Annotated in this window: 15 protein-coding genes; 9 read left to right on the top strand and 6 right to left on the bottom strand. The window is 74.9% G+C overall.

The features are described 5' to 3' along the window. Positions 1-85 precede the first annotated feature (85 nt). Complete coding sequence (locus ACRYM2_RS00595; protein WP_432519109.1) at positions 86-1,462, top strand: FAD-binding oxidoreductase; 1,377 nt, start codon at positions 86-88, stop codon at positions 1,460-1,462. A gap of 237 nt (positions 1,463-1,699) precedes the next feature. Here ACRYM2_RS00595 and ACRYM2_RS00590 read toward each other — a convergent pair whose 3' ends face one another. Next, positions 1,700-2,656, bottom strand: a complete 957-nt coding sequence (locus tag ACRYM2_RS00590) for an alpha/beta hydrolase family protein (protein WP_432519108.1) — start codon at positions 2,654-2,656, stop codon at positions 1,700-1,702. Positions 2,657-2,734: 78 nt separating this feature from the next. On the opposite strand from ACRYM2_RS00590, the gene ACRYM2_RS00585 reads away from it, so the two are divergent. Together ACRYM2_RS00585 and ACRYM2_RS00580 are read left to right on the top strand one after the other, a co-directional pair. Then, the gene (locus ACRYM2_RS00585) at positions 2,735-3,340 is read left to right on the top strand and encodes a TetR/AcrR family transcriptional regulator (protein WP_432519142.1); all 606 of its coding nucleotides are present in this window, start codon (positions 2,735-2,737) and stop codon (positions 3,338-3,340) included. A 246-nt stretch (positions 3,341-3,586) separates the two neighbouring features. Next, entirely contained in the window at positions 3,587-3,781 is a 195-nt protein-coding gene (locus tag ACRYM2_RS00580) for a hypothetical protein (RefSeq protein ID WP_432519107.1), read from the top strand. 166 nt (positions 3,782-3,947) lie between these two features. Here the strand turns inward: ACRYM2_RS00580 and ACRYM2_RS00575 are convergent, their stop codons facing one another. Next, complete coding sequence (locus ACRYM2_RS00575; RefSeq protein ID WP_432519106.1) at positions 3,948-4,766, bottom strand: helix-turn-helix transcriptional regulator; 819 nt, start codon at positions 4,764-4,766, stop codon at positions 3,948-3,950. 214 nt (positions 4,767-4,980) lie between these two features. Between ACRYM2_RS00575 and ACRYM2_RS00570 the strand changes: the two genes are divergently transcribed. From ACRYM2_RS00570 to ACRYM2_RS00560, 3 genes are read left to right on the top strand one after another with little or no spacing between them, the layout of a single operon-like run. Further along, positions 4,981-5,832, top strand: coding sequence for an SDR family oxidoreductase (locus tag ACRYM2_RS00570; protein WP_432519105.1), 852 nt, complete (start codon positions 4,981-4,983; stop codon positions 5,830-5,832). 13 nt (positions 5,833-5,845) lie between these two features. Beyond that, entirely contained in the window at positions 5,846-6,685 is an 840-nt protein-coding gene (locus tag ACRYM2_RS00565) for an SDR family NAD(P)-dependent oxidoreductase (RefSeq protein ID WP_432519104.1), read from the top strand. Continuing rightward, a complete protein-coding gene (locus ACRYM2_RS00560) occupies positions 6,666-7,037 on the top strand; it encodes a hypothetical protein (RefSeq protein WP_432519102.1) in 372 nt (123 codons plus the stop codon). The genes ACRYM2_RS00565 and ACRYM2_RS00560 overlap by 20 nt, the downstream gene beginning before the upstream one ends. Positions 7,038-7,213: 176 nt before the next feature. On the opposite strand, the gene ACRYM2_RS00555 is transcribed toward ACRYM2_RS00560, so the two are convergent. The 4 genes from ACRYM2_RS00555 to ACRYM2_RS00540 form a co-directional block, all read right to left on the bottom strand. Further along, positions 7,214-7,528, bottom strand: a complete 315-nt coding sequence (locus ACRYM2_RS00555) for a hypothetical protein (RefSeq protein WP_432519101.1) — start codon at positions 7,526-7,528, stop codon at positions 7,214-7,216. A gap of 56 nt (positions 7,529-7,584) precedes the next feature. Beyond that, entirely contained in the window at positions 7,585-8,253 is a 669-nt protein-coding gene (locus ACRYM2_RS00550; protein WP_432519099.1) for an isochorismatase family protein, read from the bottom strand. Between the two features lie 150 nt (positions 8,254-8,403). Continuing rightward, entirely contained in the window at positions 8,404-11,145 is a 2,742-nt protein-coding gene (locus ACRYM2_RS00545; RefSeq protein ID WP_432519097.1) for an ATP-binding protein, read from the bottom strand. A 116-nt stretch (positions 11,146-11,261) separates the two neighbouring features. After that, positions 11,262-14,045: an ATP-binding protein gene (locus ACRYM2_RS00540; RefSeq protein WP_432519095.1), complete on the bottom strand. Its 2,784-nt coding sequence runs from the start codon at positions 14,043-14,045 to the stop codon at positions 11,262-11,264. A 197-nt stretch (positions 14,046-14,242) separates the two neighbouring features. Between ACRYM2_RS00540 and ACRYM2_RS00535 the strand changes: the two genes are divergently transcribed. From ACRYM2_RS00535 to ACRYM2_RS00525, 3 genes are all read left to right on the top strand, one after another. After that, a complete protein-coding gene (locus ACRYM2_RS00535) occupies positions 14,243-14,650 on the top strand; it encodes a hypothetical protein (protein ID WP_432519094.1) in 408 nt (135 codons plus the stop codon). A 203-nt stretch (positions 14,651-14,853) separates the two neighbouring features. Further along, entirely contained in the window at positions 14,854-16,149 is a 1,296-nt protein-coding gene (locus ACRYM2_RS00530; protein ID WP_432519092.1) for a hypothetical protein, read from the top strand. A 202-nt stretch (positions 16,150-16,351) separates the two neighbouring features. Next, complete coding sequence (locus tag ACRYM2_RS00525) at positions 16,352-17,194, top strand: hypothetical protein (protein WP_432519090.1); 843 nt, start codon at positions 16,352-16,354, stop codon at positions 17,192-17,194. Positions 17,195-17,211: the final 17 nt, after the last annotated feature.

The raw sequence follows: 17,211 nt of genomic DNA, 5'->3' as shown, positions 1-17,211 counted from the left end.
CTCAACCCCGGCCCGACCGTCTCGACCGTCTCGACCGTCTCGACCGTCTCGACCGTCTCGACCGTCTCGACCTCTGGAGTTCCGCATGTCCACGCCCCTCGGCCACGACACCACCGCGTCCGCCTCCCCACCCCTGCTCGTCACGGCGGACTCGCAGGCCTACACCGCCGCGACACAACCCCACAACTCCTCCGCGCAGCAGCGACCCGTCCGGGTCGCCGCCGCCTCCCACCCGCAGGACGTCGCCACCGCGCTGGCCGAGGTCGCCGCGCTCGAGCGCTCCCTCGGCCGGCCCCTTCAGGTGGTGCCGCAGGCCACCGGTCACGGCGCCGGAGCGCCGGTGGGGAACTCGGCGGTGCTCCTGGACACCTCCCAGCTCACCGACGTCGTCATCGACCCCGACGCACGCACCGCCGTGGTCGGCGCCGGGACGACCTGGGCGACCGTCAACGCCGCCGCCGAGCGGCACGGCCTGCTCGGGCTCGCTGGCTCGGCGCCCACCGTCTCGGTGTCCGGGTACACCTTCGGCGGCGGCATCGGCTGGCTGGTGCGGCGCGACGGCCTGGCCAGCGGGGCGCTGCGCGCCGTCCACTACCTCGACGGTGGTGGCCGCTCCCGCACGGCGGCCGACGATGCCGCCGACGACGTCGACCGGGAGGCGATCTGGGCCTTCCGCGGCGCCGGTGGAGTCGGGATCGCCCACACCCTGGAGATCGACCTCGTCCCCGCGCCGCACCTGCACGCCGGGGCCCTGCTCTGGCACGCCGAGGCGCTGCCGGACCTCCTCGCCGCGTGGTCGGCCACCATCGGCGCCGTCGGCGCCGGCGTCTCCTCCAGCATCGCCGTGCTCCACGTGCCAGCGCTGCCCCCGTTCCCCCCGGCGCTGCACGGGAAGGTCGCCGTGCACCTGGCCATCGCCGACCCCGACGGGCCGGGCGGGGCGGTTCCGCTGCTGCAGGCGATGCGGGCGGTGGCGCCGCCCGTGCTCGACACCTGGGGCCCGAGCGACGCGGCAGGGCTCGCACGCATCCACCTGGACCCCCCGACGGCGACCCCCGCCGTGGGCGATGCGCGGTGGCTGGACGCCTCGACCCCCGACATCGCCGCGGCACTGCTGGCCACCGCCGCGGACGACGACGCGGGCGTGGTGATGATGGAGGTCCGCCACGTGGCCGGCGCCCCGACGCGGCGCCCGGGCGCGGTCACCACAGCGCCGGGCGACTTCATCTTCCACGCGGTCGCACCGCTGAACCTCTTCCCCCGCGAGCGCATCGAGGCGGCGTTCGCGCGCGCACGCTCGGTGTGGTCGAGCGCCGACGCCGGCACGACACCGGGCTCGTGGGTCGAGGGCGCGGCGAGCGTGCCGCAGGCGCTGGTGCCGGAGGTGCGGGCGCGGGCGGCCGCGGCCGCTGCCGCCGTCGACCCGGGCGGCCGCATCCGCCGCTCACGGCTGCTCGGGTGATGCCTCCCCGGAGCACGTCGACGGCCCGCGGCGGCAGGAGCGGGGAGGAGTGGATCCGCTGCGCTCGAGCTCGGTGACCTGGAGGCAGCCTCGTGCTCCACCCGTTCACCCGCCGGGGTCGCGGTGGCGTCGGCGAGCGTGGGAACACCTCCTCCGTCGCTGCCGTGCGGCATCGCACGGTGCCCGCGGTGCCCGCGGTGCCCGCGGTGCCCGCGGTGCCTGCGGTCCGCGGAGGAGCTACTTGCTGTCGATGCTGAAGGCGCCCGAACTGGCTGAGGCCCGCTGCTCCAGGTCCTGCCAGGCGCTGGTGTCGTCGCCGAGGACGTCGAGCAGGTACGCGGCCACGGCGTCGGCGACGAGGGCGACGCGCTCGGGGTCCTCGTCGGTGGTCTCGCGCACGGCCTCGCCGGCGAGGCCACCCAGGGTGTGCTCGCCGTCGGTGATGGTGAGCATCCGCTTGGGGGCGGGGCTGAGGTGGTAGGCGTCGGTGAACCAGTCCGGTCCGCGGGTGGACATCGCCGAGCGGTCCTCGCCGCCGGCGATCACCAGGGCGGGAGTGGTCATGCTGGTGTAGTCCGGGCGCATGAACGGCAGGTGCTCCAGCGCGAACGGGGTCAGGGTGTCGCCGGTGCCGGTGGTGGCGATCAGCGCGCCGGCGCTGACCGAGGGGTGGGTGAAGTCCTCCCCCGGGGTGCCCTCGGCGTCCAGGACCCGGGCTCCGAGCAGGGCGCCGGCGCTCTGACCTCCCCAGGAGTGCCCGACGACGGCGACGCGGCTCGCGTCGACGCGGGCAGGAAGTGCGGGGACCTGCTCGAGGACGTCGTCCAGGGTGTCCAGGACGGCGTGCAGGTCGGCGATGCGCAGGCGCCAGATGGTGGGGAAGCGGGGGTCGTCGACGCCGATGCGGTGGCGGCGCGAGTCCAGGTGGGTGGGCTGGACGACGACGAACCCGGCGGCGGCCCAGCGGTCCACGAGGGGTTCGTAGCCGTCCATGGACCAGGCGTTGCCGTGGGAGAAGACGAGAACGGGCAGGTTCGTGCCGTCGGCGGGTGCGGTGACCTTGACCTGCAGGTCGATGCCGCGGCCGGTGGTGGGCACGGTGATGGGCTTGACCGCGATGAGCCGGCGGTCGAGGGCTGCGGGCACGGGATGTCCTTCGCGGAGTGGTCGGCTCTGCCACACTTGGCGGAGCATCGTTCCGCCAACATTAGCGGAACATTGTTCCGCGAACAAGGGGGGCCCGTGGTCACCACTGGAGTGCGCCAGGCCGGCATGCGACGCAGCCGCGAGGCGCTGCTGACCGCGGCGGCGGCCGCGTTCGTCGAGCACGGCGTGCAGGCGCCCGTGCGGGACATCGCCGAGCGGGCCGGGGTGGGCGTGGGCACGCTCTACCGCCACTTCCCCACCCGCGCGGACCTGGTCGGCGCCGTCTACCGCCACCAGGTCACCGAGTGCACGGACCTCGCCGCGGCGCTGCTGGCGCAGCCGCTGCCCCCGCTCGAGGCGCTGAGCCGGTGGATGGCCGCCTTCGTGGACTTCCTCGTCACCAAGCACGGCCTCAGCGAAGCCCTGCTCTCGGAGGACCCCGGCCTGGCGGACCTGCACGCGATGATCCTCGACGAACTCGTCCCGGCCTGCGCGTCCCTGCTCGCGGCCGGCCAGGAGGCCGGGCAGATCGACCCGCAGGTCGAGGCGCTCACGCTGCTGCGCGCGGTGGGGAACCTGTCGATCCCCGGACCCGGCTACGGCAGCGACGAGGCCCGGGGGATGGTCGCCCGCCTGCTCGCCGGGTGCCGCACCCAGGCCGCTGACCCCTCCGCGTGGGGTGGACCGTCCGGCCCCGGCCGGGTCGGCGGGCCGGCGCACCCGACGAGCTGACCTCCCGGTCGTCGCAGTGAGACGTCCAGCCGCACCTTTCCCCGTCGAAGGATCCGATGTTCGCGGTTGGTGAGTCGCACTACGACCGCTCCACTCGGGGCCGGTGCAGGTGCCTCGAGTCGGCACCAGTGCGCCCGGAGCACCGGACCTGAGCACCGGACCTGAGCACCGGACCTGAGCACCGGACCTGAGCACCGGACCTGAGCACCGGACGGCGCCAGCCCGGCCCTGGACGGGTGCACTTCGGTGCCCGCCTGCGCCGGCTGCGACGACGGCAGCGCCGACGGCAGCGCCGACGCCGCGCTGTGGAGCAATCCCGCTGGATGGCAGCGCCCCGTGCAGTTGAACACCGCTGGCGGCTTCGCGAGCGCCGGGCTGGCCCTCCAGCCCACCTTCCCCGACCCCCCGCTCATCCAGCGCAGAACCCGCCAACTGCGCTGACCCGCCCTATCGGCACCCCGGCACCCCAACCAGCGATGGCTCCTGCCAGCACTACAACTCCACGGTCACACCAGATCGAAGGTGGTGGCGCTGCGGGCCATCCAGTCGCAGTGCTACCACCCGTGCGACAGGGCAGGGCCTTGACGCGATCCATGCCCTGCACGGGTCAGCTGAGTGAAGCCAACATCGCCAGAGCTTCCGCAGAGGGCGTGTCCGGCTCGGCGTGGTACATCACGACCACGAGGGAAGCAGTACCAATGACGGCGAACTTCTCCCGGTGCAGCACCACCTCCCCGACCACGGGGTGGTGCACGACTCCCGTGGGGGACCCGCTGGTCCTGATGTCGTGGCGAGCCCACAGCTGACGGAAACGCCCGCTCTTCACCGACAGCTCCCCGACGAGGGCCTGGAAGCGCGCATCGTCCTGCTCGGCGCCGATGTCGGCGCGCAACTGCGCCACGACGCTGGCGGTGTTCTGCGCCCAGTCCGGGTGGTAGCTGCGCGCCTGGGGATCGGTGAACAAGGACACCAGCCGGTTGGCACCGACCACCAGGGCCGGCTCCAGCGCGGTCGCCAGCCGGTTGACCGCCAGCACGTCGCGGTAGCGGTCCATGACGAAGGCTGGCACGTTGACGCTCTCGAGCAGCATCCGCACCCCCTCGGGCACCCGCTCGGGGCGGTGCTGGGGGGAGCCGACGCGTCGGCGCGGCCGGGCGCGGGAGAGCTCCAAAGCGTGGGCGGTGGCCTCGGCGTCCAGCTGCAGCGCCCGAGCCAGGGCGTCGACGACCTGCTCGGAGGGGTGCTGGTCACGGCCCTGCTCCAACCGCAGGTAGTACTCGTTGCTGATGCCGGCCAGCAGGGCCACTTCCTCCCGCCGCAGCCCGCGCACCCGCCGCCGGCTGCCGGTCGGCAGCCCGACGTCCTCGGGCCGCACCAGCTGGCGGCGGGCGCGCAGGAAGTCGGCCAACGGCGTGCGTGGTTCCACGACGTCGACGCTAGCGGGGGCCAGCGGCGCCGCACAGGCCCGACGAGGATCCAGCACACGCTCAGCCTGTCCCCGCCACTACCAGTGTCCGCAGGGTCTTCTCCAGCTCCAGGCTTGCGCTGAGCATCGTCTGCGGCTCCTGCCGTGCCGTTCAGACGGGCGAGCGGATCGAGCGGACCACACAGACCGAGCAGACCCGAGAGGTTGAACGACAATGACTCAGCGCACCTGGTTCATCACCGGCTCCACCAGCGGCTTCGGCCGGCTGATGACCGAGCAGCTGCTGCAGCGCGGAGACCGGGTGGCCGCCACCGCCCGTGACACCTCCTCCCTGGGCGACCTGGCCACCCGCTACGGCCAGCAGCTGTGGACGACCACGCTCGACGTCACCGACACCCCCGCCATCCGCACGGTCGTCGGGAAGGCCTTCGCCGAGCTCGGGACGATCGACGTCATCGTCAACAACGCCGGCTACGGCCTCTTCGGCGCCGCCGAGGAGCTCACCGACGAGCAGATCGAGCACCAGATCGCCACCAACCTCCTCGGCCCCATCCAGATCCTGCGTGCCGCGGTGCCGCACCTGCGCGCCCAGGGCGGGGGACGCATCATCCAGCTGTCCACCTACGGCGGGCAGGCCACCAACCCCGGAGCCTCGCTCTACCACGCCAGCAAGTGGGGCGTGGAGGGCTTCATGGAGGCCAACGCCAAGGACCTGGCTCCCTTCGGCATCGGCGTGACCATCGTCGAGCCCGGCAGCGCCGCCACCGGCTTCCGCACCGGCGGCTCGCGCCTGCCGCAGCCCCTGGCCGCCTACGACGGCACCCCGGCGGCGATGTCGCGCGGCATCCAGAACCCCAACCTGCCCTCGGTCAGCGACCCCGCCAAGGTCGCCGCAGCGATCATCGCCACCGTCGACCAGACGCCGGCGCCGCTGCGGCTGGTGACCGGCAGCGACTCCCAGCGCTACCTCCGCGAGGCGCTGCGCGAGCGGCTGGCCGACATCGAGGCGCAGGAGGCCAGCGCCGCCGCCACCGACCTGACCGCACCCGCCGCCACCGGGGTGTGAGGTGCAGGAGCAGATGACGCACCAGGTCGACGGCCCGGTCAGCGACTCCGCCGGCAGTCCGAGCAGCGGTGCAAGCAGCAGTCCGAGCAGCAGTCCGGTCGGGCGGGGCGCTGCGGTGGTCACCGGCGGCACTCAAGGCATCGGGCTGGCCATCGCCCAGCGCCTGGCCCGCGACGGCTGGCCGGTGGCGGTCCTGGGACGCAACGAGCGCACGGGAGCGGCGGCCGCCCAGGCGCTGGGACCCGCGCACCGCTTCGTGCGCTGCGACGTGGCCGACGAGGAACGCATCCCCGCCGCCATGGCAGAAGTGGAGGCCGAGCTGGGAGCGGTGGCCGTGCTGGTCAACAACGCCGGCCTCGGGCGCGCAGCCGGTGTGGACTCGCTCAGCAGCGCCGACTGGGACGCGCTCATGGCGGTCGACCTCAAAGCCGCCTGGTTGTGCACCAGAGCCCTCACGGACGGAATGCGCCGCCTGGGCGGCGGCGCGGTGGTCAACATCGCCTCCATCCACGCCCACCTGACCCGCCCGGGGCTGTTCCCCTACGCCGCGGCCAAGGCCGGGGTGCTCGGCCTGACCCGCTCGATGGCCCTGGAACTGGCCGGCGACGCCATCCGCGTCAACGCCGTCTGCCCCGGCTACGTCCGCACCCCACCGATGCTGGCTCAGTACCAGGCGATGCCCGATCCGCAGGCGGCCTGGCAGCACCTGCAGCAGATCCACCCCCTCGGCCGGATCGGGGAGCCTGAGGAAATCGCCTCCGTGGTCGCCTTCCTGGCCTCCGCCGAGGCCGGCTTCGTCACCGGCGCCAGCTGGGACGTCGATGGAGGCCTCGGTGCCCGCTTCGCCTCCTGAAGCATCCTCGCCGCCGCGCCGGAGCGTCTACTTCGTCGTCGAGTACCGGTGGGAGCCGGCGGCGGTGGAGGCGGTCCGCCGGGCCTACCCCCAGCACCGGGCCGACACCGATCGGCTCGGTGCCGGGGGGCAGCTGTGGATGATCGGAACCCTGTCGCACTCAGACGTTGCTGTGGACTTCGACACCGCCGAGAACACCTGCACCGCTGAGGATGCGCATCCGCCCATTCGAGCGATCGCCGTCTTCCGGGACCGGCTGGCAGCTGAGCGCTTCCGCGCGGGGGACCCGCTGTTCACCCAGCACTGGGCGACCTCGTCACCCGTCCAGCGCTGGTCCGCTCTGGAGTACTGAAGCCTGCAGCGCTGCAACGAGCCGGCCGGGCCGTGCGCGCAACGGCTCACGGGGCCGGCGCGGACGCGGAAGGCGGCAGGGCCACCTCACAGGTGGACCACCCCCTTCCCTGCGACTGCTCCTGCCCAGCCGCGGTCGCCGACGCCTCACCCTCTGCTCGGCGCGACGACGAGACCTCATCCTCGGGAGGTGGCCGCCCGGTGCCGGCCGGCACGCGAGGGGTCCCGGCGGACTGCGGCCAAGGCGCGGTGGACCTGCGCCAGCTCGCCGGTCTCCGCTCCATCGTGCAGGACCGAAGGCACCAGCGAGTGCAGGAAGCGCAACGACTGCTCCTCCGCGGCCAGCACGCCGGGGCACCGCGCGAAGATGAGCTCGGCAGCGGGTGAGCCGACCAGTCGCGCCGCAGCCACGACTTCCCGCAAGGGAGCATCCTGGCCCACGGCCGCCACGAGCAGAGCCCGCCGGGTCGCAGCCGGCAGGCGCGCGATCATCGCGGAGTACACCTCCCGCAGCGCCGGCTGCTGCGGTGGTGTCCGCGCGAGCGACCTCACGAAGCGCTCACCGCACCGGTGGCCATCTGCTCCAGCACCTGTTCGGTGCTGAGAACGGTGTCGGTCAGGAAGCGGTAGTTGACCTGAGCGGCGGCGTTGCCGTCGCCGAACTCCGGGTGCCGCGGAGCGGCGACCGCGTCGTGGGCGACAGCGACCTGGAAGCCGTTCTCGAGCAGTTCGCGCAGGTGCGACTCCACGCACAGGTTGGCGAGCATCCCGGCCAGGACGACCGTGGTGACGCCCCGCTTGCGCAGCTGCAGCACGAGGTCGTTGGAGGACGGGCCGAAGATCTTGTGGGGGCTGGTGACCACGGTGCGCCCGTCCTCGATCACCGGGGCGAGGGTCTGGAGCCAATCGGCTCCGGAGCCGCTGAAACCGTCGAGGGAGAGCGCGGAGGCGCGGTGGAACATCTTCGCATCGTGCATCATCGTCTCGATGGGGCCACCGAAGCGCCATGCGAAGTCGGTGTCGAAGTTGTAGTGCGGCGAGATGAAGATCCCGTACCCGCCGCCCGAGGCGGCATCCAGCAGCCGCTTCAGGTTGGCGACGGTGTCGTTCTCCCGCAGGGCGTCGGCCAGCAGGGGCCAGGCGGGATTGCCGGCGCGCAGGACGTCGTTCTGCGGATCGGTGACGACGACGGCGGTGTCGTGGGCGCGGATGTCCATGGTTGCACTTCCTCGGCGGTGGTCGCGGGCTGATGCGGAGCGCTGCCCATCGTGGCCGTGCCGGCCGGGCTCGGCATCGGTGCAATGACTGCCGAGCACCTGCGACCGCCGCGGTGCCGACACCCGAGCGGAGGCCGGGGAGTCGGGGCTTCAGGCCGGGCGGGCCTCGCCGCCGAGCGCGGCGACCAGCTGGGAACGCCGGGCGATCTGCAGCTTGGCGAACACGTGGGACAGGTGGGAGCCGACCGTCCGGTGGGACACGTACACCTGGTCGGCGATCTCCTTGTTCGACAAGCCCTGCGCGGCCAGGCGGGCGACGAGCAGTTCCTGAGCGGTCAGGGAACGCACCGCCACGTCCTGCTCGGCTGCGACCGGCGTGGACTCGGCACCGGCTGCCCGCAGCTCCTGACGGACCCGCTCCGCCAAGGGCAGGGCGCCGAGCGAGTCGAAGACCTCGAGAGCGGGGGTCAGGTGCTCGCGCGCCTCGGTGATCCGCCGCTCGCGGCGCAGCCACTCGCCGTAGTGCAGCCGGGTCCGGGCCAGGTCGAAGGCGGCCCCGCTGCGCACGCCGTGCGCGAGCGCCGCCTCGAAGTGCGCCTGCGCCCGGTCTGCTGGGGCCAGCATCGCGCGGGAGCGCTCCAGCAGCATCGCCAGGTGCGGGGATCCGTTCGCCTCCACGGCAGCCGCTGCTGTGCGCGACCAGTCGGCCACGAGGTCCGGGCGACCGCTGCGGGCGGCCGGCTCGGCCAGGTCACCGCCGGCCCACAGCGCGACGGCGGCGTTGACCGCGGCGCCCTGCAGATCCGCGAGCGCGTCCGCGTGACGTCCTTCGGTCAGCGCCAGGACCCCTGCCGCCCACGCCGCGCTGGCGTGCACGCGGGTGAAGGGTGCCGCTGCGGGCAGGGTCCGGGCCTGCTGCAAGGCCTGCGTGGCCCGTTCGTGCTCACCGCGCCAGGCGCGGGCGCGGGCGACGACGGTGGCGGCCATGGCCCCCACCACGGGCAGGTCCAGCTCCAGGCTCAGGTGCAGCGCCTGCTCGGCGTCGGCGAGGCCTCCCGGCAGGTCTCCGCGCCCCAGCCGGGGAGTGGATCGCCCGCACAGGGCGGTGACCTCGTCACTGGTGAGGGTGGAGGCGTGGGCGACCTCGACGGCGGTGCTCCAGCAGTCCTGCGCGGCGGCGAGGTCACCGGCGTCCTCCACCGAGAACGCGAGGCAGTTCAGCAGCACGCCGTCCGTCTGCTGCGCCTGGGCGCGGAAGCGCTCGAACGTCGCCGGGTCGAGGGGGGCGCCGGGGTCGACCAGTGCGAGCGCGACCCGCTGCAGGGGCCTGTCGGTGTCCTGCTCGCGCAGGGCCGCGCGCACCACGGCCCGCACGTCCTCCGGTTCCTGCAGCACGGAGCACTTCGTCGCCGCCCATGCGAGCACCTCGATGCGCTCGTCGGAGCCGGGCATCGCGGCGGCGAGGTCGACGAGGTCGACGGCTCCGCGCCCCTGGTGGTCTGCGGTCATGCTCAGCAGCCAATCGGTGCGGGCCGCGCGCCGCAGCGTGCGGTGCTGCGTCGGGGCGGTGACGGCGCGGACCTCGGTGAGCAGCACCGCGGCGTCCGCGGAAGCACCGGCCTGGCGGGCGGCCTCCGCGGCCGAGGCCAGCAGGCCGGCCCGGCGGTCGAGCTCCGCCGTCAAGGCGGCCGCTCGCCGCCACGCCGTCGCGGCCTCGGCCGCGGCTCCCCGGCCGAGCGCCCGCTGCGCCACGCCATCCAGCCCTTCCGCGGCGTCCTCGTCCCAGCCCATCGCCGCCGCCGCCCGGTGCTGCGCCGCCCGGGCCGGGTCGCGCGTCACCGCGGCCAGTGCACCGTGCACCTGGGCACGCGCGCTCGATCCGGCGGAGTCGTAGAGAGCGGAGCTGATCAGGGGGTGGCGGAAGGCGAACCGGTCGCCGCTGGGCTGCAGCAGTCGGGAACGCTGCGCGGGCAGCAGGTCCGCATCGCTCAGGCCGAGGGAGCGCACGGCCTGCAGGACCTCCTGCTGCGGCGCGCCTTCGGCGGTGGCGGCCACGAGCAGGGCCTGCCGGGTGGCCGCGGGCAGCAGGAGCGCCTCGCCGAGGAAGGCGTCCTCCAGTCGCCGGGGCAGCGCCGCGGGCGCCGCGCCCCTGCTCTGCCCGCCCGAGCGGGAGTGCTGCGCGACCAGCTCGGTGAGCGCGAGGGGGTTCCCAGAGGACTCCCGCAGGATGCGGGTCCGGACCTTCGCGGGCAGGTCGGCGCCGGTGGCGCGCACGAGGGTTTCGGCATCGCTCTCCTGCAACGGCGTCAGGGACAGCACGTGCGGGAAGGAGCGCGCCCAGGAGGAGCGCTCCCCGTCGCCGACCCTGGTGGTGGCCAGGACGAGGACGCGGCTCTCCGCCACCCGGCGCGGCAGGAAGGCCACCGTCTCCGCGCTGGAGGGGTCCAGCCACTGCAGGTCCTCGACGAGCACCAGCACCGGCGTCTGCTGCGCCACCTCCTCCAGCAGCCCGAGGGTCGCCAGACCCAGCACCAGGCGGTCGGCGGGAACGCCGTCGGCCAGGCCGAAGACCACCTCCAGCGCTGCGCGCTGGCGTGCGGGCAGGACGTCCCGGCGGTCCAGGAGGGGGTGCAGCAGCTCGTGCAGCCCGGCGAACCCGACGTCGCCCTCCCCGCGGAAGCCCCGGCACCGCAGCACGTGGAGGCCGGCCGCCTCCGCCGCGTCGGCACCCGCGTCGACCAGCGCCGTCTTGCCGATGCCGGCTTGGCCCTGGACCAGGAGCCCACCGCCGTGCCCGGCCCGGGCTGCGGTGGTCAAGGCGCCCAGCTGCGCCAGTTCGACGTCGCGACCCACGAGCGCGACCGGCCCGTCGGGGCGGTGGACGTGCGCCATCCCGAGGACCTCGCTTCCCGTGGTGTGCGGCGGTGCGTCTCGACGACCTGCTCCCGGCAGCCGGGATCCTAGCGAGCATCCCGGTGGGCAGGATCCGCACCGCGGGTGCGGGCACGTCAGCCGAGCAGCCCGGCCCCATCCAGCGCCCCGTGCAGCCGGGCCCGGCTGGTGATGCCCAGCTTGGGGAACGCGCGGTACAGGTGCGCGCCCACCGTGCGGTGCGACAGGTACAGCTGGTCGGCGATCTCCTTGTTGCTCATCCCGGCGGCCGCGAGCCGGGCGACCTGCAGCTCCTGGGCGGTCAGCGGGCTCGACAGGGCCGTGGGTGCCGTCCCGGCGCGCCCCGTCCCTCCTGCGGCCCGCAGTTCCTGGGCGGCGAGGTCGGCCAGCGCCCGTGCCCCCACCCGCTCGAAGCCGTTGAGCGCGGCGGCCAGCGACGTGCGGGCGTCGACGGGACGCCTGGTGCGGCGCAGCCACTGCCCGTGCAGCAGCTGGGTGCGTGCGAGCTCCAGCGGGGACCCGGCCCTGGCGCCGACCTCCAGGGCGGCCAGGAAGTGCTCCTCGGCGGCCTCCGCCCCGGCCAGCAGCGCCCTGCTGCGGTGCGCCAGCGAGCGCAGGTGCTCCGAGCCCAGCAGCACCGCGGCCGCGTCGACCCGCTCGAGCAGGGGCCGGGCCTTGGCCGGGTCCCCGGCCCCGGCAGCCGCCTCGGCGAGGTCGGCCACCGCCCAGGCGGCGAACAGGGGGAAGGCCGCGACCTCGAGCAGGTCGGCGAGCGCGTCGCCGTAGCGGTGCTCCTGCAGCGCGATCAGCCCAGCGGCCCACGACACACCGGCGGGCACCTGCGGCACGACGTCGCCGACGCCGGCCTCCCGCGCGCGGGCCAGCACCTCGCGCGCATCCTCCACCCGGCCGCTCAGCGCGAGGGCTCTGCAGGCGGCGGCGGCCGCACCGGCGGCCACCATGGGCAGTCCCAGCGCCAGGCTGGAGCGGTAGGCGGTCTCGGCGTCCGCCAGCCCCTCGCTCAGCTGGCCGAGGACCACCCGCACCGAGGCGAGGGCGTTGAGCGCCTGGCACTCGTCTCCGGGAGAGCCCTGGCGGTGGAACGCCTCGGCGGCGCGCAGCCAGGCGGTGCGAGCGCTGGTCAGCTCCTGCAGCCGTTCGGCGGCCTGCCCGAGGGCCAGCAGCATCTGCGGGGACTCGGCGAAGGTGACCAGCAGCTGCGGCAGCTGGGCGCGCACCTGCGGGTGGGCCAGCGGGTCGATGACCGCGAGGGCGATCTGCTGCACGGGGTGGGGGAAGCCGGCGTCCACCGCCGCGAGCCGGTCGTGCACCGCGCGCCGCTCGCTGGGGGTGCTGACCTGATTGACGACGTGGAAGGCGGCGCTGGTGAGCAGGCGGATGCGCTGCTCTGGCTCGGCGCTGCCGCTGGGGCCGGCGAGCTGGCCTTCGAGCAGCACCACCTCCTGCAGGTAGTCCTCGGTGCGCACGGAGGCGTCGCCGGTGGCGATGGCGAGCATCGAGCGCAGGTGGGCGATCTGGTAGCGCTCCTGGGGTGCATCGACCAGGCCGGCGGCGGCCTGCAGGGCTGCATCGGCCTCCACGGCCGCGCCGGCTTGGCGTGCGTACTGCGCCGCGGCGATCAGGCGGGCGGCGCGGCGGGAGGTGTCGGGGGTCAGTTCGGCGGCTCGGCGCAGGGCCGCGGCTGCCTCGACGCGCGCGCCGCGCTCGGCCGCCCTCGTGCCGGCGCGCTCGACCTCGGCGGCGACCGCTTCGTCGTGCCCGAGAGTGGCGGCGGCGCGGTGCCAGGCCGCCCGCGCCGGATCGCGGACCGCCGAGGCCAGGGCGCGGTGGGCTGCGAGGCGGTCGGCGGACGAGGAGGCTCCGTGGACGGCGGAGCGCAGCAGGGGATGGCGGAAGCGCACCCGTTCGTCGACGACGGTGAGCAGTCCGGCGCGTTCGGCCGGGTCCAGCTGGTGCCGGGGCAGGCCGAGGGCATCGGCGGCGCTCAGCAGTTCGGCGAGCTGCAGGTCCTCACCGGCCGCGGCCAGCTGCAGCATGCGCTGCCCGCTGGCGGGTAGCCGGTCGACGGCGTCGAGGAAGGCGGCCTCCAGCCGCCGGGTCGTGGGCAGCGGAGCGCTGGAGAGCGCCACCTCACCGGCTCCGCCGGCCAGCGCCGCGGTGAACTCGCACAGCGCCAGGGGGTTGCCGCGCGCTTCGCGCAGCACCCGCTGGCGGGCCTGCTCGCTGAGGGTCCCGCCCCCGGGAGCGCCACCCTCGGAGGAGCGGTCCTGGAGGGAGCGCAGCAGCTGCCGCGCCTCGTCGTCGTCCAGGGGCTGCAGGTGCACCAGCTCGGCTGCTGCGCGCAGGGTGGGCACCCACGGCGCCTCGGCGGTGCTGCCGGTGCGCACCGCGGCGAGCAGCAGCAGGCGGGTGGTGCTCAGGCGACGGGCCAGGAAGGCGATGACCTCGCCCGTGGAGGTGTCCAGCCACTGCGCGTCCTCGACGAGCAGCAGGAGGGGTCGGGTGGAGGCGACCTCCTCGAGCAGCCCGAGGACGGCGAGCCTGATGAGCAGCCGGTCCGGAGGGGGGCCGTCGTCGAGGCCGAAGGCCGTCAGCAGTGCCCGGCGCTGGCGATCGGGCAGTGCCTGCGCCCGGTCCAGCACGGGGTGCAGGACCTCGTGCAGGGCGGTGAACCCGGCCGCCGTCCCGCCTTCGGTGCCTTCGCAGCGCAGGACGTGGAAGCCGGCCGCGCGGGCGCGCTGGGTGGCGGCTGCGACGAGGGTCGTCTTGCCGATGCCGGCTTCGCCCTCGACGAGGACGACGCGCCCAGCGCCGTCGCCGTCGCCGACCGCGGTCAGCAGGTGCTGCAGCCGGGCCAGCTCGCGGTCGCGGCCGATCACTGCACGTGCTCCCTTCGCCGAGCCCGCCGACGGGGCTCCACTGCGGCAGGGTAGTGCGGGCATCGGCGCGGGGAGGGCGTTCCTCGCGGATCGAGGGTCCCGCGGCCACTGCCGCTGCGCACCCGGTCAGTCGGTGCGCCGGCCGCGCCGGCGCGCTCGGCGCAGCGACCGACCGGGTCGGCGACCGAGGAGCACCGATGCCCGAGGAGGCCCCGCTGCCCGTGGTGGCCGTCGGGGCTTCCCCCGTGCCGGAACTGCTGGCGGCCTGCCGGGGGCTGAGGTCGTCGTTGTCGGCCCTGCAACCGGCCGTGGACGGCGGGCTGGTGCCGCTGGAGGTGGACCGCGTCCGCTTCTGGCACGCCCTGGTGGCCACCGCGATCGCGCGGCGGGCGAGCGGCGCTGGACCGCCCAGCACCTGCGTCTGGTGGTGCACCGGGCGCGAGCGCTGCTGGCGCCGGACCCCGTCACCGCCGAACGGCACCACCGGCCGTCCTGACCGCCGGACGCGCCAGCGGAACCGGCTGGAACTGGCTGGAACTGGCTCGCGCCCACCGCTCACCTCCGCGCAGCGGGTGGGCCGGCGTGGACGGGCGGCGGGGCGGTGACGGTGGAAGCGTGCGCGTGCCCCGGCGGCAGGACCGCCGCCGCACAGGGCCGCGCACCGTTGACCCCGGGTGCCATCGACCCCGGGTGCCATCGACGGCACCGAGGATCGAACTCGACGGCGTCCTGCACGTCGGGGGCGCTCGTGCGAAGTGCAGTGGTCTTGCTGATGCCCGAGGGCCTGCGCCCCGGCGAGCATCCGGTCATGACGACCATCCCGCTGCCCCTCGACGGTTCCTCCCGCGCGGAGGGAGCCCAGCTGCTGCGCCCCCTCGGGACCCTGGAACGCCTCTACCACCTGTGGTCCAGCCGTCATCCGATGCACCACTGCCTCACCGTCCAGCTGGAGGCACCCGCGAGCCGCTCCCGGTGGCAGGACGCGATCACCGCGCTGCGCCGTCGCCACCCGCTGCTGGACGCGCGGGTGGTCGAGGCCGAGAACGGTCCGTGGTTCGCGGCCGCCGCGCACCGCGAGGAGCCCGCCGGAAACGCCGGCGGAGGGACGACCGGGGTGCTGGGCACCACGACGGCGCGCGAGTGGACCGAGGTCGTCGCCGCCGAACTGGCCGCACCACTGACCGGTGGACAGCTGTTCCGCGCCACCGTCCTGCCCGGTGGCGACACCGCCGTGCTCGTCTTCGGGCACGAGGCGCTGGACGGGCGGGCCGCGGCCAGCGTGGCCGCTGACCTGCCGGCAGCGCTGGCCGGGCGGGAACTGCCGCCGCTGCGGCTGCCCGCCGCGCGCGAGGAGCTCCTCGCCGCCGACCCGGGGGTGCGGGCCGTGCTGGAAGCCGGCCCGGCCGCGCCGCCCGCGGTGGATCCGCGGCTGCGGGCGCCGGCGCAGCTCCGCTCATTCGACGGCGCAGCGCCGGTGGTCTCCGCCCTGCGGCTGGAGCAGGACCTGACCGGGCGGCTGCGCACCCGCGCGCGCGCCGAGCGCTGCACCGTGCACGCCGCGCTGGTCACCGCGCTCGCCCGCGTGGTGGCGGCCGAGCGCGACCTGGAGGCCGTGCGAGTCCTGTCTCCCATCGACGTGCGCGCATCCCTGCCCGCCAGCGCAGCTGAGCAGCCCGCCAGCGCAGCCGAGGGTCTGCTCCTGCACGTCGGCCGCACGCTGGCGCAGCCGGGCGGCGAGTTCTGGACCGCTGCCCGGGAGCAGGTCGCCGCGCTGGCTCCGCACCGCGACGTGCTCGCGGCGGCCCGCGCCGCCGCCGCGCAGGAGGCGTTCGTCGGTGCCCGCGCCGGCGCCGAGGACGCTGAGCGGCTCATGGCCGGCGGGGCGCTGGGGTTGGACGTGCTGGTGAGCAATCTCGGCGCGCTGCCCACCATCCCGGGGGTGCGGGGGCTGTGGGGGCCGTCGATGCTCAACCAGGTCCTCGGCGAGCAGGTGGTGGGCGCGCTGACGCTCGCGGGCCGCCTGCACCTGACCTGCGTCAGCCACGTCCCGGTCCCCGGCTTGCTGGAACGCACCGGGCAGGTGCTCGAGGCGGCGCTGGCGTGAGCAGGCTCGCGGCGGGACCGACGGCGCAAGACTCGCGGTGCGGGACCGACGATGCGGGACCGACGAACCGGAGGGGAAGTCATCCTGCTGGCGCCTGGGTGCTGCGGCGGTTTCTGGCGTGCGGCGGGCGGTGCACCATCGGCCGGCCCCGCGCGGGAGCGGCGCTGCCCGCTGCACCGCTCGAGCCGGGAGGAACCTTGCTGTGACCGGACTCTTGAGGCGCCTCCTGGGCGCCCATGGTGGCGCCGACGCCTGGCGCCGGACCCGCACGATCTCCGTGCACCACCGCTTCCGTGGCGCCCTGTGGGAGCTGAAGGACACCGAGGGCTTGCTGGAGGACGCCCGCACCACCGTGCGGGTGCAGCAGCAGTGGAGTCGTCAGTCCCCGTTCGGCCCGCTGGGGTACGAGAGCACCGTGACACCCGACCTCGTCCTCATCGAGACCGGTGACGACGAGGACGAGGTCGTCGAGGAGTTGCAGGACCCGCGCGCCAGCTTTGCCGGGCACGTCCTGAGCACGCCGTGGACACCGGCTCAGCTGGCGTACTTCACCGGGTACACGATGTGGGCCTGCCTCACCGAGCCGTGGTCGCTGACCTTCCCGGGCGTGCGCACCGAGGAGGTCGGCCCGTGGGTCGAGGGCGGCAAGACGTGGCAGCGGCTGCGGGTGGTCCACCCCGGGGGCACCGCCACCCACTCCCCCGTGCAGACCCTCTATGTCGACGCCGACGGCATGCTGCGCCGCCGCGACTACGAGGTGGACATCGCCGGCTCCTTCCCGAGCGTCCACTACGCCTCCGGTTTCGAGGAACACGGCGGCCTGGTGCTCGCGACGCACCACGAGGTCTTCCCGCGCAGCGGAGACGGGCACCCGGTGACCGCACCGGTCGTCGTCTCCATCGACCTCGACAGGATCCAGGTCGACTCGATGCCTCCGCGCGCTGCGCCGAGCGCCGAGGCATCGCCTCCGCGCCGCAGCAGCCCTCGGCCCGCGAGCGACCGGTCGAGCCGTGCGGCCCGCCGGCCCCGACAACGGACGCGCTGAGCTCCACCTCCCCGCAG

Source organism: Kineococcus aridisoli (genome assembly GCF_050871885.1).
Classification (GTDB): Bacteria; Actinomycetota; Actinomycetes; order Actinomycetales; family Kineococcaceae; genus Kineococcus.
Note: the sequence above shows the minus strand (reverse complement) of the source record. Positions and strands in the feature narration are given on the sequence as shown.